Consider the following 14206-nt stretch of genomic DNA (forward strand, 5'->3'; position numbering starts at 1 on the left):
GATTGATTTCGGGGAAGGTGCTGGTCGCTGCGGGTTGGTAAGCCGGGTTCCTCTGCCGTCAAACGGAGGATCCGGGTTGGCCTACAAACCCATCAACGACCAGCAATTGAGATTATACATGTCCGACCTCCGATATCACAGTCAGCGCACGTCGGCCGCCCGCGCCGGGTTCAGCGAGCGCACGGCCCGACGGTTCGATGCCAACCCGACGCTGCCCTCGAACCGCAAGATCGTTCACGGGCGCACGGTGGCCGATCCCCTCGAGGGTTATTGGGAGGGCGACATCCTTCCCTTGCTGGAGAGGGACAGCGCCTTGCAGGCCGTCACCCTGCTGCGCCACCTTCAGGGCCTGCACCCGCTGGCCTTCCCCGATGACCGGATCCGGCGCACCCTGGAACGGCGGGTGCGGCAGTGGCGGGCGCTGAACGGACCCGAGCGCGACATCATCTTCCGCCAGACGCCGGAGCCGGGCCGCATGGCCCAGTCCGACTTCACTCATGCCGAGGAGCTGGAGGTGACGATCGCGGGCCAGCTATTCCCGCATCTGCTCTACCACTTCGTCATGGTCTACAGCCGGTGGGAGCATGTCGGGGTGGTCCTGGGCGGGGAGAGCTTCACGGCCTTGGCCGAGAACCTGCAGCAGGCGCTCTGGTCGCTCGGCGGGGCACCACAGGAGCATCGCACCGACAGCCTCTCGGCCGCTTTCCGCAACCTGACGGCTGACCAGCGCCAGGATATCACCACGCGCTACAATGCCTTCGTCGGCCATTACGGCATGGAGGCCAGTCGCAACAACCGCGGGGAAGCTCATGAGAACGGCGCGGTGGAATCCCAGAACCGGCACCTGAAGAAGGCCATCGAACAGGCGCTGATCCTGCGCGGCAGCCGCGACTTCGCCAGCATTGAGGACTACCGCCGCTTCATCGACATTCTGGTGGCACGGCGCAACCGGCAGCGGGCGATCGCGGTTCAGGCGGAACAGGCGCATCTGAAGCCCCTGCCGTCCCGGCGCACCACCGACTTTACAGAGACCGTGGTTCCGGTCACCCGCACCAGCGGCTTTCTGGTCAAGAGCATCTTCTACAGCGCCCCGTCGCAGCTGATCGGGCAGCGCTTGCGGGTCCACCTTTACGACGATCGCCTTGAGGCCTTTCTCGGCAGCACCCTGGTCGTCAGCCATACAAGGGCGCGTGGTCGCGGCGACGGCCATCGCGTGCATGTCATCAACTACCATCACGTCATCCACGCGCTGCGGCGCAAACCGCAAGCCCTGTGGAGTTCGATCTACCGCGACAGCCTGTTCCCGCGAACCGAATACGCTGCAGCCTGGCAGGTGCTGCAGCGTGATCTGCCCCGCCGCGACGCCTGCCGCCGCATGGTCGACCTGCTGTTCATCGCCCACGACCGGGCCTGCGAGGCGGAACTGGCACATCTGCTGGCAGCAGAATTGGACGCGGGCCGGGTGCCCGATCCCGGACCTCTGGCATCCTGCCTGAACCCGCGGCAAACGGCGCTGCCGAGAGATGTTGCCGTCGCCCATCCCTCGCTCGACAGCTTCGATGCCCTTCTGGGAGCCTGCGCATGACCTCCCGCGAGATCGACATCCACACGCTGCCAGGCATGCTGACCGCGCTGCGCCTGCCCAGCTTCCACAAGCTTTGGGCCGACATCGCCACCCGTGCCGACACCGAAGGCTGGCCCGCTGCCCGCTTTCTGGCTGTCCTCGCGGAATACGAACTGGCCGAGCGCGACATGCGCCGCATTCAGCGCCACATGAACGAGGCACAGCTACCGGCTGGCAAGACGCTGGCGACCTTCGACTTCAAGGCGCTGCCAACCCTGCCGCGCGCCCGGATCGAGGCCTTGGCGGCCGGCGACTGGCTGGAGGGTGGCGGCAATCTGATCGCCATCGGCAATTCCGGCACGGGCAAAACGCACATTCTCTGCGCGATAGGCCATGCCCTGATCGAGCGGGGACACCGCGTGTTCTATACCCGCACCAGCGATCTGGTGCAGCGACTTCAGGCCGCCCGCCGCGATCTGGTGCTCGAAGCCGCGCTCGCCAAGCTCGACAAGTTCGACCTGATCATCCTCGACGACATCACCTACGCCCACAAGGATCAGGCCGAGACAGGCGTGCTCTTCGAGCTGATCGCCCGGCGCTACGAATGCCGCAGCATCGCCATCGCCGCCAACCAGCCCTTCAGCGGCTGGGACCAGATCTTCCCGGACAAGGCGATGACCGTCGCCGCCATCGACCGGCTGGTTCATCACGCAGCGATCCTGGAGATGAATGCCGAAAGCTTCCGCCAGCGCGCGGCCGCCTCCAACAAAGAGGCGCTGAGCAGACCGCCAACGACAACCATCGCCGACAACAAGGACAAAGGAGAAGGCTGAGCGAAAAACAATTCCAGATACGCCAACCCAGCGGCCTAAAACCGGCCAACGTGGTTGACGGTCACGGACATGCTGGTTGACGCGCTACAGACCTCGCCCGCCGCCTGTCACGCGACATCCGCGCGGCCGAGATGAGCGGGCGGGATTTCTGAATCCGTTTCCGAACGACCGTTCGGGATCAGGGCGCTGCGTCGTAGCCCAGCCGGTCGCACAGGTCGTGGTAGGCGGGGCTGGCGGCGATGGCGTCCAGCATGTCCTGCGGCACTGCCCGGCGCGGGCGCGGCCCGATCACCGCATCCGACCGCCCGCTGTCGCCCGAGACGCGGATCACCGCGATCAGGTCTGGGGTTCCGGGGACGAAGGGCAGATCGAGCAGGGCGCACAGGTCCTGCAGAACCCCCTCGGGGTCGGCCACGAAATCCTCGTAGCGGATCGGGGGCGGGTTGCCGCCCTCCTGCGTCGCCACCGCGTCAAGAAACGCCAGATAGCGCCGGGCATATTCCTCCAGCGTGGGCGGCGTGAACTGCACCCACTGGTTGTTGTTCAGCGACAGCCAGGAATCGAGCGGGTGGCGCACGGTCAGGGCGGCGCGGACCGGGTGTTGCCGCGCGATCATCTCGGTCACGCCGGGGCGGGAGGCCGGGTCGATCGCGGTGAAGAACTGCGAATGCGGATGGCAGCGGATCACCAGCCTCCGGCCCTGCCGGTCGAGGCGGTCCTGCAGCACGGCCAGACCGGCCAGGAAGATCTCGACATAAAGCTCCGGATCCGCCGGGTGGCGGCTGTAGCGCAACTGCTTGATCAGATCCGTGGGCGCATACATCGCCACCTGCGAGATCTGCAGGTGATTCTCGCTCAGCGGGTCCATCTCGCTCAGCAGGGTGGTGCCGGGCATGGCCGCGAGGCATTTGGCGATCAGCGACCCGCCGGTGCAGGCCTGGTGCAGCAGCAGGCGGACCGGCGCGCGAGAGGCCGCCCCCGGACCGCACAGCGCGCGGCACTCGTCAAGCAGGCTCGGCAAGGGGTCCGACACGCGGTTGGACATGGGGCGCAGGCCGTCTGCCGATGCGTATTCCGACAGCAGGCTCAGCGCGTCGCTCACGATTCCGGCCAGGGCCGGGGCGGCGAGGCGCGGGTCGTCGGGCGGCAGCCCGCGGTCCCGGCCCTTTTTCATGACCGATCCGCCATCATCTTGGCAAGACCCCCGGTCCCGCCGAAGCGCCGCCCTTCGATTTCTTCTTGCCGGATTTTCCGCCCTTCCCCGCCTTCCCCGGCGCCGCAGTCAGCATGACCGCCGTGCCCGGAGGCGGCGACAGCGATTGCAGCACCTGCGCCGCATCCCCCAGCCGCTGCGTCAGCCTGCGCAGCAGATCCTCCTGCCGCGCCCGGATGTCGTTCACCTGCTGATGGCGCGCCTGCAGGTCGCGCAGGTCGCCCTGGGCCAGCGCGTGGTTGCGGATCGCCAGCGACAGATCCTGCCGTGCGGCCCGGGCCTCGCCGATCCGCTTCTCGACCTCCGACATCAGCGCGAGGATGCGGCCCTTGCCGACCTCCAGTTCGGATTTCAGGTCGTTGGTTTCGGAGGTCAGGCGCCGCTGTTCGGCAGCTGCGGCGGCGGCCTCGGCCCGTGCCTCGGCGGCGGCCTGCTCCTGCGCCGCAAGACGGGCATCGCGCTCGGCCAGCGCCTGTGCCTGTGCGGCGGCCTGCGCCTCCAGCCCGGCGATGCGGGCCTCGCGGGCGGCCTCGCGGGTGGCGGCCTCCTGGCCTTCGCGCGCCCGCGCGGCGGCTTCGGTCCGGGCTTCGGCCCGGGTTTCGGCCTCGGCGGCGGCCCGTGCCTCGGCGGCGGCCTGTTCCTGCGCCGCAAGGCGGGCATCGCGCTCGGCCAGCGCCTGTGCCTGTGCGGCGGCCTGCGCCTCCAGCCCGGCGATGCGGGCGGCGCGGGCGGCGTCGCGGTTCGCGGCCGTCTGGCCTTCATGGGCGCGGGCGGCGGCTTCGGCCTCGGCTTCGGCCCGCGCCCCGGCGGCGGCCTGTTCCAGCGCCGCAAGGCGGGCATCGCGCTCGGCCAGCGCCTGCACCTGTGCGGCGGCTGCGGCGGCGATCTCCGCCTCGAGTCCGGCGATGCGCTGCAGGCGGGCGGCGTCGCGGTTCGCGGCCGCCTGGCCTTCATGGGCGCGGGCGGCGGCTTCGGCCTCGGCTTCGGCCCGGGCCCTGGCGGCGGCCTGTTCCAGCGCCGCAAGACGGGCCTCGCGCTCGGCCAGCGCCTGTGCCTGTGCGGCGGCTGCGGCGGCGATCTCCGCCTCGAGTCCGGCGATGCGCTGCAGGCGGACGGCGTCGCGGTTCGCGGCCGCCTGGCCTTCATGGGCGCGGGCGGCGGCTTCGGCCTCGGCTTCGGCCCGCGCCCCGGCGGCGGCCTGTTCCAGCGCCGCAAGGCGGGCATCGCGCTCGGCCAGCGCCTGCACCTGTGCGGTGGCCTGCGCCTCCAGCCCGGCGATGCGGGCGGCGCGGGCGGCATCGCGGGTGGCGGCCTCCTGGCCCTCGCGCGCCCGCGCGGCGGCTTCGGCCCGGGTTTCGGCCTCGGCGGCGGCCCGTGCCTCGGCGGCGGCCCGTGCCTCGGCGGCGGCCCGTGCCTCGGCGGCGGCCCGTGCCTCGGCGGCGGCCTGTTCCTGCGCCGCAAGGCGGGCCTCGCGCTCGGCCAGCGCCGTCGTCAGGGCGGTGACCTCCAGCGCCAGGCGGTCCAGCCGCAGGATCATGCAGGGCCGGTCGGGATCGGCGTCCGAGCAGCCCTCGACCCGGTATCCCCCGGCGTGCAGCAGCGGCTGCAGGTCATCCCAGGCCGGGCTGTCCTGATACAGGCTGACCCTGCCGCAATGCAGCAGGATATGGCCGAACCGGTGCAGGAAGCCGCCGCCCTGCAGGTCGGCCAGGATGCGGCCCTCCTCGCCCGGCGCGTCGATCACCAGGACGGCGGCCCCGGTTCCGGCCTCCGGGTCCAGACCCCGCATCAGGCCGGCCACGCTGACGGTCTCGACCTCGGGGCGGGCGACCTCGCGCAGGCCGGGCATCAGCTCGGCCAGCCCGGTCGGCAGGCGCAGGCTCGACAGGGGGGCGAAGTTGAAGACGTGCAGGCCCGCCACGCCGTCCTGACCGGCCACCGCCCGGGCATCGACCGTGACCGACGGCTCTGCCTGCACGCGGCGCATCAGGGCCCCGGCGACCGCGGGATGGGGTTCGACCAGATGGATCCGCGCCGCCCGCATCGCCAGATAGGCCGGCAGTTCCGCGCAGGCCCCGGCCCCGAGATGCAGCACCAGCGCAACCGGGCCGTCCAGGGCGATGCGCTGCAGGTGGCTGGAAACCGCCTCATCCATCCGGGTTGTCTTTCTTCGTCACGGCCAGGCGCGCCTTGCGCATCGGGCCGGTGATCCGCCAGGACCGCGACGCATAGACGGCCGCCAGTTCGCGGCGCGTGTCGGCCAGGTCGCGGCCAGCCGCGTCAAGGGCCGGGCGCAGCCGGTCGAGGTCGGCGTCGCGCTCGGCCAGCTGCCGTGCGGTGGCGGCGGCATCCTCGGCCAGCCGTGCCGCGTCGGCGGCACGGGCGTCAAGCGCATCCTGCAGGGCCCGGCCAAGACGCAGGATCTCGTTGCCCAGCAGGCTGTCGCGCGCCTCGCGGTCGTCCTGGACAAGGGCGTGCATGGCGGGCGCCTCGTGCCGGATCTCCTCGCGCAGCCGCACGCAGGCGGCGGCCTCGGCCTGCGCCTGTTCGACCTGCTGCTGCATGTGCCCCAGCTGATCCAGCAGCAGGCCGCGCTCTGCCGTCCAGGCATCAAGGCCCGCCCCGGCCGTGGCGGCCCGGGTATCGGCCTCGGCCAGCCGGGTTTCCGCCTCGGCCAGACGGGTTTCGGCCTCGGCCAGACGGGCCTGTGCGGCCAGATGTTCGGTGGCCCCCTGCACCCGGGTGTCGAGCAGCAGCCGGGCGAGCGCGTCGGTTTCGGCCTGCGCCTGGTCCATCTGCTGCTGCATGTGCCGCATCTGGTCCAGCAGCAGCTCGCGCTCGGCCCCGAGCCGCCCGCCCGCGTCGCGCCCCGGCGCCAGATGCGCGGCGAAGGCGGCATCCGCGAGGCCCTCTGTCCGGGCCGGGGGCCCCTCGGCCGGGCCGAGCACCAGGGCCTCCAGCTCCGAGGCAAGCGCCTGCGCGTCGGCGTTGTCGGCCAGGCAGACCCGCGCCAGCGCCGCCAGCACGGGATCGGCGGGCGGCGCTGGTGCAAGCGACAAGACGGGCGGGGTGGGAACCGCCGCCGCGGCATCGGCGGCGGGTGCCACGGCATGCCCCAGCCGCGCCGCCAGCCGGGCCAGCACGCCCCCGGCAGCCTCGCCCCCGGTCAGCGCCGCGGCCTCGACCAGGGTGATCCGGCGGCGGTTCCGGCGCAGCGCGCCCAGCTGCGCCGCCGTCGCCGCCATCCAGGCCGCCAGCGCCTCGGACGGGGGGGTGCCCTGCGCCATCGCGCCGGTCAGGGCGGTCTCGGCCGGCTGGTGCAGCACGATCACCGGCGCGTCGCCCGGCCGGGCCAGCGCCGCCGCCAGATCCGGCATCACGGCCAGGGCAACGGCGCTGCCGTCCGGGGCCGCCAGCCTGCCGCGCAGCGCCAGGGCGGCGTCGCCTTCCTGCCCCGGGCCGGGCACCAGCAGCAGCGTCACCGGGGTTGCCGCCGATCCGTTGCCCGGGGCCCGCGCGCCTTGTCTTTCATCCATCGTTCGGACCATCGCTCGTTCAGGTGTCAGTGGTGAGGGCCGATCGGTCGATCGCAGGGCAGGAAAACCACGGCACCCGCTCTTTCTGCGGACATTCCCCTGCGAAGGCAAGATGCGAACCGGTCGCGCCGGGGCGGCCGCCGCGCCTCCGCCGCCGGAAAGGCCCGACAGCCCCTAGTGGGCCAGCAGCTGATACCCGCAGAGCGACACCGTCTTGGCCGCGGGCAGGCGCTTGCGGAACGCCTTCATGTAGGCGCCATGCACCGACATCGGCACGAACAGCAGCTTGTTGTATCCGATCAGCAGCGGCCACAGGGTCGGGCGGCGCTGCATGTAGGTCACGGCACCCTCGAACACGCCGACCCAGTGCGGGTTGAGGATGTCATCCAGAAACACCGCGCCCGAGTCATGCACGATGGCCTCGGCGAATTCCATGTCGCTGATGGTGTGTTCGACCGTATGGCCGCCATCGACCGAGATCACCTTGGGCCGCACCGCGGTGAAGCGCGCGAGGTCGCGGTGCCGCAGCCGGGTGGAATCGCCCGCGACGCATTCGACGTTGGCACCGCCGTGGCGGTCATGCTTCGCGAGGTTCGCGCGGAAGATGTCAAGGTTGCCCCGGCCGCTGTGGTCGATGTTCAGCGCCTGATCCCCGAACAGGTCAAGCGCGAAGGACGGCCCTTCGCCTTCGGCCACCATGGCATTGAGCGGCAGGAAGAAGCGCCCGTGATGCACGCCGATCTCCAGCGCGCCGCCGGTCACGCCAAGCTCGGTCTGGATCTCGTGCAGCCAGACCAGCGAGGGATAGAGGCGGCCATCCACCCAGCCCTCCACCTCGGGGGCGCGGTTGGCCTGCCAGTCCTTGATCCACTCGGCGTAATCCATCTGCGTCTGTTCCGTCCTCTGGAAAATCCCGTCACCCTCGCCATGAAAACCTTGACCCGTCAAGCAGAAATGGCTGCCGCCAATTCGCCTGCCAGCGACGCGTCCTCCGGGGGCCGCTGGCCCGGTTTCAGCCCGCAGTCGCACGGTCCGCGAAGTCGAACAGGTCGAAATCGAGGGGGAACCTTTTCCGGAACGCCGGTTCGAGATCCGGAATGTCTTCCCCGTATGCCGAGGCGTTGACGATCTTCTCGCCGGCGAACTCCACACCCAGAATGCCCCCCAGCGCGGCATAGAACTCGGTCATGCGGGACACGACGCCGATCTGGATGAAGCTGGCGGCATAGTCCTCTACCGACCGATAGCCCTTGATGGTCGGCAATGCGCTCATCAGCGGGCCTTGTTCCTGTTTCAGCCACCACTCCATGAACCATTCGAGGCTGTGGGCTGTGGCCCAGCTCATTCCTTCCTTCTTGCCGTAGAAATACGCGGAAACGACAACCTGGAACGGGTCGCGCAGCACCGTGATGTATTGATCGGCACCGCTGCACACGGTTTCGACCGCCTGTCCGTTGCGCCGGACGAAATGACCGTGGATGATCGTTTCCGGCGCGTTCCAGCCCGCCGGAAGCAGATAGCCGATGTCGGGATAATAGGCCATCGTCCTGAACCGGGGCTTGCAGGCATCCTGCAAGGACTGCCACAGGCCGGAGCCTGCGCATTTGGGCACATGCAGGGAAACAAGGGGCTTCGAACGGTCGAAGGTGCGGAATTCCTGGTGTTTTCTCATCGTCTGGCCATCTTGCCCTTGTGATACCCATGCGGGCAAATTTCAGTTCTCCCTTTTGCGGAGGCTGCGCATCCTTTTGTCAATGCCGGATGCGCGGCCCGATATAGCGCGGGGAATGTATCTCGAAGCTGTCGGGAGCGTTCAGGATGCAGAAGTATTCAAAACTGCGCCTTGCGAACTCAGCCTCCGAGAATTCTTCATTTCCCGCGCTTGCCCGTATTCGGTAGGTTACCCCTGCCGGTGCGTGCAGACCCATTTCTGCGGCCACTGCGGGATGCAGCGGCCAGCGGGCGCCGCTGTTCAGCCCGTGCTCGGATGCCTCCAGCGGCACGATCCGGGCCTGTGCGCCGATCGCGATCGACAGGAAGGCTTGGGCAATGTGGTTGATCAGCCCTTCCGCCGGATGGTTCATCGTCAGGAAATCGGTCCCGATCATGTCCGACTCCGTCCGGCTTTCGATATAGCCGGAAAGGGCGATATCGGTGTGCGCCTCGCGCGCTTTCAACTCGTTCAGGCTGTCGTGCCAGACGCCCCGAATGTCCAGACGCCCGAAGGCCTCGCCGCTTTCGTAGCGGCCCACCACATCGTCCTGCGAAAGCCCGTCCTGACATTCCCGCAGGATCAGCCCGCTGTGATACCCCCCGAAAGGCCCTTCGGGGCGGGCGATCTGGTTGTTCTTTCTCAGGTAGGCCATGTCGGGCATCAGGCCGGAAAAGAACGGGGTCGGCAGGGTGACGACCTTGCCGGCGTATCTTTCCTTCAGCGCCTTTGTCGACAAGGGTCCGAAAGCGGCGCCGTGTTCGATGGTCAGGATGAAATCATGGGCTTCCAGTGCCTGTGCCTGCGGCTCGAACCTGTCGGGCGGCATGCTGTAGACGACCGCCGACTCGACCTTCGAGAAGTGCCCGCTCTTGCGCAATGCGGCGGCAATGCTTGCGTGCGTGCAGTTTGCAAGAACCATCACGGTCGGCTGCGGGGCTGTCATGGGTTCGGCCATTCCTGTTCTTTTCCTTCAGGCATCGGTGCCCGCCCCGGTGCCTCGGGTGATCTACAACCGCGCATAGAACTCGGACTCCGCGATTTCGCGGCAGAAGCCCCGGTAGGTCAGGTCGATCTCGGCGCGGCGCTGCAGCAGGTAAAGATGCGCCTCGCGCACCCGGGCGGGGCTGGACAGCAGCAGGTCGGCCTCGGCCTCGTCACGCGCGTAAAGCGGGTAGCCGGGGCCAAGGTATTCGACCACGGCGGGCAGCGGGTTGATCAGCAGCGGCGTGGCGCGCGCGATGCATTCCACCACCACGTTGTTGGCGGCGGTGGCATACATCAGGCACAGCACGACCGAGCTTGACAGGATGCGGTCGTACTCCTCGTTGGGCACCATGCGGCCCACCGTCACCGCCGGGTCGCGGTGGTCGCCGAAGACCTTGACCTCGTGTTCCAGATAGTTCTCGGTCCAGCGCTTGAGCAGGATCATCCGCTCGTGTCCCGGGGCGCGCAGGCGGTGGATCGCCTGCAGCTTGCGCAGCCAGTCGCCAACCTGCACCACCCGCGGCCGGGCAAGATAGGCGTCGATGCGGAACATCTCCACCTCCATCTCGGTGGGGTGGCGCACGGCCAGCGTCGGCAGCGTCGGGTCGAACGCCCGCAGGTCGGCCTCGAGATCGGCGCAGAGCGTGATGATGCCGCGGCACGACGGCCGCGACTGCCGCCAGAGCGGCGAGGTCAGGAAATGCTCGGGGCTGACCTCGGGGTTGTACCACTCGGGCGCATCGAAGGGCACATGCAGGATGCCGACCCAGTCTTCGGTGACCGGGGCGGCGGTGTCCGACCGCGCTTCGCCGGGGTCGGTGCCCCAGACGAACTGGCGCTCGACGAAGGGGATCAGGCGGCACCCGGTGCCGTCGCCCCGGTCAAGCGGGGCCAGGGCGTGGATCAGTTCGTTGAAGTTGTTGCGGTGGGTGCCGAAGAACGTCTCGTGCCCCGTCAGGTTCAGCTTGCGCGGAACGGTGGCGGGTTTCCGGGTGGCCCAGGCCGGCCGGCCTTCGCGGCGGGCGACGAAATCCGCCAGGAACTCGGCCTCGACCACCGCATGATGGCGGTCAAGGTCGGTGCCGCGGCGGTTGTGCGAGGTCGGGTTGACCAGATAGAAGCTCAGCGCCTCGCGCTCCAGCCAGCCCGAGCCTCCGTCGCGCAGCACCTTCAGCCAGAAGGCCCAGTCGGCGAAGGTGCCGAACCGCGGCTCGTCGAACCAGCCGTAACGGTCGTGCAGCGACCGGCGCCACATCGGCATGCAATGGGGCATGTTGTGCGGCACCAGCGCAGGCGGGGTGTCGCCCGACAGATAGGCCAGATCGAAGAAGCCGAAATATCCCGCCCGGTCGCCATACCACGCCAGCCGCTCGGCGGGCAGCGTGCCGTCGGCGGGATAGTCGTGGAACGGGTTCATCGCGGTGGCCGCCACCAGCGCCTCGGGGTGCATCTCCAGATCGCGGATCAGCGTGACCACCTGCGCCGGGTCGCGCAGGTCATCGACGTTGGCATTCGAGACGTAGGTCCGCCCCGCCATGCGGATGCCGGCGTTCCAGCAGGCGTAAAGCCCCGGGTCGGTCTGGTGCCACAGCACCAGCGCGTTGCGCTGGCGGCCCAGCAGGTCGGCGAAGGCCGCGACCTCGGTTTCGGACAGTTTCGCGACGAGGAAGATGTGGTCGACCAGCCGGTCATAGCCTTCCAGCGCCAGCGAATTGTTGATGAAGCCCCGGATGAACGGGTCGGACCGGAACACCGAGGTGATCAGCGTGCAGCCGATGGCCGGCCCTGCCGGGGCCTCGGTCTCGCCCAGGCCGACGAAGAAGCCCTCGGCCTCGGCCAGCACCGCGGGTGTCAGGCGCGACAGCTCGCCCACGAAGGCCAGGCGGCGGAAGCTGTATTGCCGGCCCTCCAGCAGGGCGGCGCGCACCTCGGCCAGGCCGTGCTGCGGTTTGGTCACCACGATCTGCGGATGCCGCGCCAGCAGGGCGGCATTCGCCGCAACCAGCCGGTCGATGTCGCCCTCGCACAGGATCTGCAACTCCGGCCCATGCCCGGCCCCCAGCGCGGCCAGCCGTTCGATCTGCCCGCCGATGCCGTCCTCGCGGCCCGCAGGCACCGCCAGCATCAGCCGCCTGCGGTTGGTGCTCTGCGGCACGGGGCGATAGCCCTGCCGCAGCCATCCGGTCGTGGTCCAGGGTACGCCGAAGTAGTTGAACGGGTCGATGCCGTTCTGTTTCAGGTGCCGGTCGGTCAGGTTCCTGACCCCGTCCTCCTGCAGCTTCCCGGCGTAGAAGGCGTCGTCCTTGGCCGGTTCGTGGTGTTTCACCACGATGTCGAGGCAGGGGTTGAACAGCCGGTATCCCGCGGCCAGCAGGTCCGAGGCCAGGAACATGTCGCAGTTCATCTGGCCGGGGGCGTAGAACAGCTCGCGCGTCACCCTGACCGGCGTCTGGAACACCCAGCAGTCGGCCGACAGGCAGTTCGGCAGGCCGCTGCCATCGTAAAGCGCGATCTGCAGCACCCCCGCTTCGGCTTCGTGGCGCGACAGGGCCAGCACCACCGGCTCGGCCAGGTCGGCCAGGCTCTCGAAGGCCTCCAGCATCCGGGCCGCATCCCCGGCGGTGGCGATGCTGATGTCGCCGTTCATCAGCGCCACCGTGCCCGCGCCGTTGGCCAGCAGCGTGTTGCCAAGTCCGAACAGCGCCGCGAAGGTCGGCCGCGCCGCCGCCGGATGCAGGTGCAGCCGCGACGCCCCGGCCCCGGCGGCCTCGGCCATCCAGCCGATGCTGCCTTCGGTCATCACGTGGATGTCGCGCACCCGCGGGTTCGCCAGGTTTTCATGCAGCGCGGCCAGCACCGGCGCACGGCGCGCCTCCGGCATGTCACCGACGGTCATCAAGACAGAAATCACGGACGCATCCTCAAAATACCGGCGTGTTCATGCAAGTTTGCCCAGAAGCTGGCGTGCAAGATCGCGCTCCCTGAAACCCGAGGCGGCAACGCGCCGCAAGAGATGCCGACCCCGGCCGATGTCGCCGGCCCTGATCCTGGCGACCGCGAGACCGATCGCGATGTCGGGCCGTGACGGGTCTTTCCGGAACTCCTCCTCGAAGAAATCCCATCCTGCCAGCGTGAACGCCTCCTGAAGGCTGCGGTTTCCCAGGCGGAGCGAAAAGATGTCGAGATAGCGTTCGTAGGCCACGAAGGCATGCACGCAATAGGCCAGCATCAGGCGCTGCCGCAGACCGTGCAGCACGCTGCGGACCGGGTCCGATTCCAGGGCGGACCCGTCCTGCCGCAGAACGGGCAGAAGTTGTGCGTGGGTTTCCGAAAACAAGTTCAAGTTGTGCTCCCGATCGTTCCGGCCACCATGGTCACCTGGGGCGCCATCGTAAAGGCCCGTATGCGACCCGCACTCGCATCGCGGTGCGAACGGCGGGGATCCGCTATGTTCCGACCTGAAAATCGCATGAAGATGAAACGGCTTGATGATGCCGGATGAAATATCCGCGGGGTGATGTCAAGCTGACGCCGCCACCGGATCCGGCGTTCCGGCCAGGGATGCCGGGGTGTGCCCCGACGCGATGAAGACGCGCGCATCATGCAGGCAAAACTCGAAGCTGGCAGGGCTGAAGACCATTCTCAGGTTGCGCCACGGCGCGGGTTCCAGCAACGCAGGCGCATCGCGGACGCGCAACAGGCTGACCCGGGTCCGGCGGCCGGGCCCCGCACTGTGTGTCTCTGCGAACCGGCTGTCGCTGAAAGCCGCGCCGGTCTGCCCGGAACGGATGCTGAAATGGAACGGGACGGGGGTCGGGGCCTCGGCATCGACGATCACGCCGATCACCTGATCCGCGGTCAACACCGCGCCATCCAGCGCCAGGTTGAACGCAAGCCAGCGCCCCGGCCTGCGCACATCGAAGCCGAACCGCAGCAGGATGCCCTGAGCGGAGGCGAACGTGCCGTCGATCTCGCCCGCTTCGGTATCGGTCACGAACCACGCCCCCGGCACGATGTGGCGGCCCGATACCACCGCGCCGTCCTGTTCAAGTCTGCGCAACTGCATCAGGCGGGCGTTCGCCAGGGTCTCGAATACGTGCTCCATCTGTCGTCGGTTCCGTCTGTCCGCAGGGAGAAGGCGCGGAAAATCTAGCCGGGTTTCTCTGGCGTTGCACCCCTTAAGTTGATCGCCCGCCTTGCGCACCCGCCCTGCGCCAGGGGGGCCGGCGGATTGGCGCCGGTCCGCCCCGAGACCGCGCCCGGCCCCGGATTGCCGTTGCAAGCCGCGCAGGATCGGCCCAAGCTCGGGGCTTCGCCGTTTCGGGAACGGCCGCGCGCTCTGGCGCGACATGACAGGCAGCC

11 protein-coding genes are annotated in these 14206 nt (G+C 69.1%); 2 read left to right on the forward strand and 9 right to left on the reverse strand.

Annotated elements, in window-relative coordinates; all coding sequences use genetic code 11:
* Window positions 1-76: 76 nt before the first annotated feature.
* Both istA and istB read left to right on the forward strand, forming a co-directional pair.
* Entirely contained in the window at window positions 77-1585 is a 1509-nt protein-coding gene (istA, locus tag RNZ50_00370; GenBank protein ID MDT8853508.1) for an IS21 family transposase, read from the forward strand.
* A complete protein-coding gene (gene istB, locus RNZ50_00375) occupies window positions 1582-2397 on the forward strand; it encodes an IS21-like element helper ATPase IstB (GenBank protein MDT8853509.1) in 816 nt (271 codons plus the stop codon). Before istA ends, istB begins: the two co-directional genes overlap by 4 nt.
* Window positions 2398-2575: 178 nt before the next feature.
* On the opposite strand, the gene RNZ50_00380 is transcribed toward istB, so the two are convergent.
* The 9 genes from RNZ50_00380 to RNZ50_00420 all read right to left on the reverse strand — a co-directional run bounded on the left by RNZ50_00380 (window position 2576) and on the right by RNZ50_00420 (window position 14195).
* Window positions 2576-3571, reverse strand: coding sequence for a sulfotransferase (locus tag RNZ50_00380; GenBank protein ID MDT8853510.1), 996 nt, complete (start codon window positions 3569-3571; stop codon window positions 2576-2578).
* Window positions 3572-3584: 13 nt separating this feature from the next.
* Window positions 3585-5765 (reverse strand): hypothetical protein, encoded by a 2181-nt coding sequence (locus tag RNZ50_00385; GenBank protein ID MDT8853511.1) that lies wholly within the window; start codon window positions 5763-5765, stop codon window positions 3585-3587.
* Window positions 5758-7146 (reverse strand): hypothetical protein, encoded by a 1389-nt coding sequence (locus RNZ50_00390; GenBank protein MDT8853512.1) that lies wholly within the window; start codon window positions 7144-7146, stop codon window positions 5758-5760. Before RNZ50_00390 ends, RNZ50_00385 begins: the two co-directional genes overlap by 8 nt.
* Window positions 7147-7320: 174 nt before the next feature.
* Window positions 7321-8031 (reverse strand): class I SAM-dependent methyltransferase, encoded by a 711-nt coding sequence (locus RNZ50_00395; protein ID MDT8853513.1) that lies wholly within the window; start codon window positions 8029-8031, stop codon window positions 7321-7323.
* A 127-nt stretch (window positions 8032-8158) separates the two neighbouring features.
* Window positions 8159-8689, reverse strand: coding sequence for a hypothetical protein (locus RNZ50_00400; GenBank protein MDT8853514.1), 531 nt, complete (start codon window positions 8687-8689; stop codon window positions 8159-8161).
* 208 nt (window positions 8690-8897) lie between these two features.
* Complete coding sequence (locus RNZ50_00405) at window positions 8898-9815, reverse strand: WcbI family polysaccharide biosynthesis putative acetyltransferase (GenBank protein MDT8853515.1); 918 nt, start codon at window positions 9813-9815, stop codon at window positions 8898-8900.
* 51 nt (window positions 9816-9866) lie between these two features.
* The gene (locus RNZ50_00410; GenBank protein MDT8853516.1) at window positions 9867-12755 is read right to left on the reverse strand and encodes a hypothetical protein; all 2889 of its coding nucleotides are present in this window, start codon (window positions 12753-12755) and stop codon (window positions 9867-9869) included.
* A 27-nt stretch (window positions 12756-12782) separates the two neighbouring features.
* The gene (locus tag RNZ50_00415; protein MDT8853517.1) at window positions 12783-13187 is read right to left on the reverse strand and encodes a hypothetical protein; all 405 of its coding nucleotides are present in this window, start codon (window positions 13185-13187) and stop codon (window positions 12783-12785) included.
* A 177-nt stretch (window positions 13188-13364) separates the two neighbouring features.
* Window positions 13365-14195: a hypothetical protein gene (locus RNZ50_00420; GenBank protein MDT8853518.1), complete on the reverse strand. Its 831-nt coding sequence runs from the start codon at window positions 14193-14195 to the stop codon at window positions 13365-13367.
* Between the last annotated feature and the right edge of the window lie 11 nt (window positions 14196-14206).

It is taken from the genome of Paracoccaceae bacterium Fryx2 (assembly GCA_032334235.1).
Lineage (GTDB): Bacteria > Pseudomonadota > Alphaproteobacteria > Rhodobacterales > Rhodobacteraceae > JAVSGI01.

What these genes read in the sequence shown, in the direction of transcription:
- istB (MDT8853509.1), top strand. Translation starts at nt 1,582, where the DNA reads ATGACCTCCCGCGAGATCGACATCCACACGCTGCCAGGCATGCTGACC.
- RNZ50_00380 (MDT8853510.1), bottom strand. Translation starts at nt 3,571, where the DNA reads ATGAAAAAGGGCCGGGACCGCGGGCTGCCGCCCGACGACCCGCGCCTC.
- RNZ50_00385 (MDT8853511.1), bottom strand. Translation starts at nt 5,765, where the DNA reads ATGGATGAGGCGGTTTCCAGCCACCTGCAGCGCATCGCCCTGGACGGC.
- RNZ50_00390 (MDT8853512.1), bottom strand. Translation starts at nt 7,146, where the DNA reads ATGGATGAAAGACAAGGCGCGCGGGCCCCGGGCAACGGATCGGCGGCA.
- RNZ50_00395 (MDT8853513.1), bottom strand. Translation starts at nt 8,031, where the DNA reads ATGGATTACGCCGAGTGGATCAAGGACTGGCAGGCCAACCGCGCCCCC.
- RNZ50_00400 (MDT8853514.1), bottom strand. Translation starts at nt 8,689, where the DNA reads ATGGCCTATTATCCCGACATCGGCTATCTGCTTCCGGCGGGCTGGAAC.
- RNZ50_00405 (MDT8853515.1), bottom strand. Translation starts at nt 9,815, where the DNA reads ATGGCCGAACCCATGACAGCCCCGCAGCCGACCGTGATGGTTCTTGCA.
- RNZ50_00420 (MDT8853518.1), bottom strand. Translation starts at nt 14,195, where the DNA reads ATGTCGCGCCAGAGCGCGCGGCCGTTCCCGAAACGGCGAAGCCCCGAG.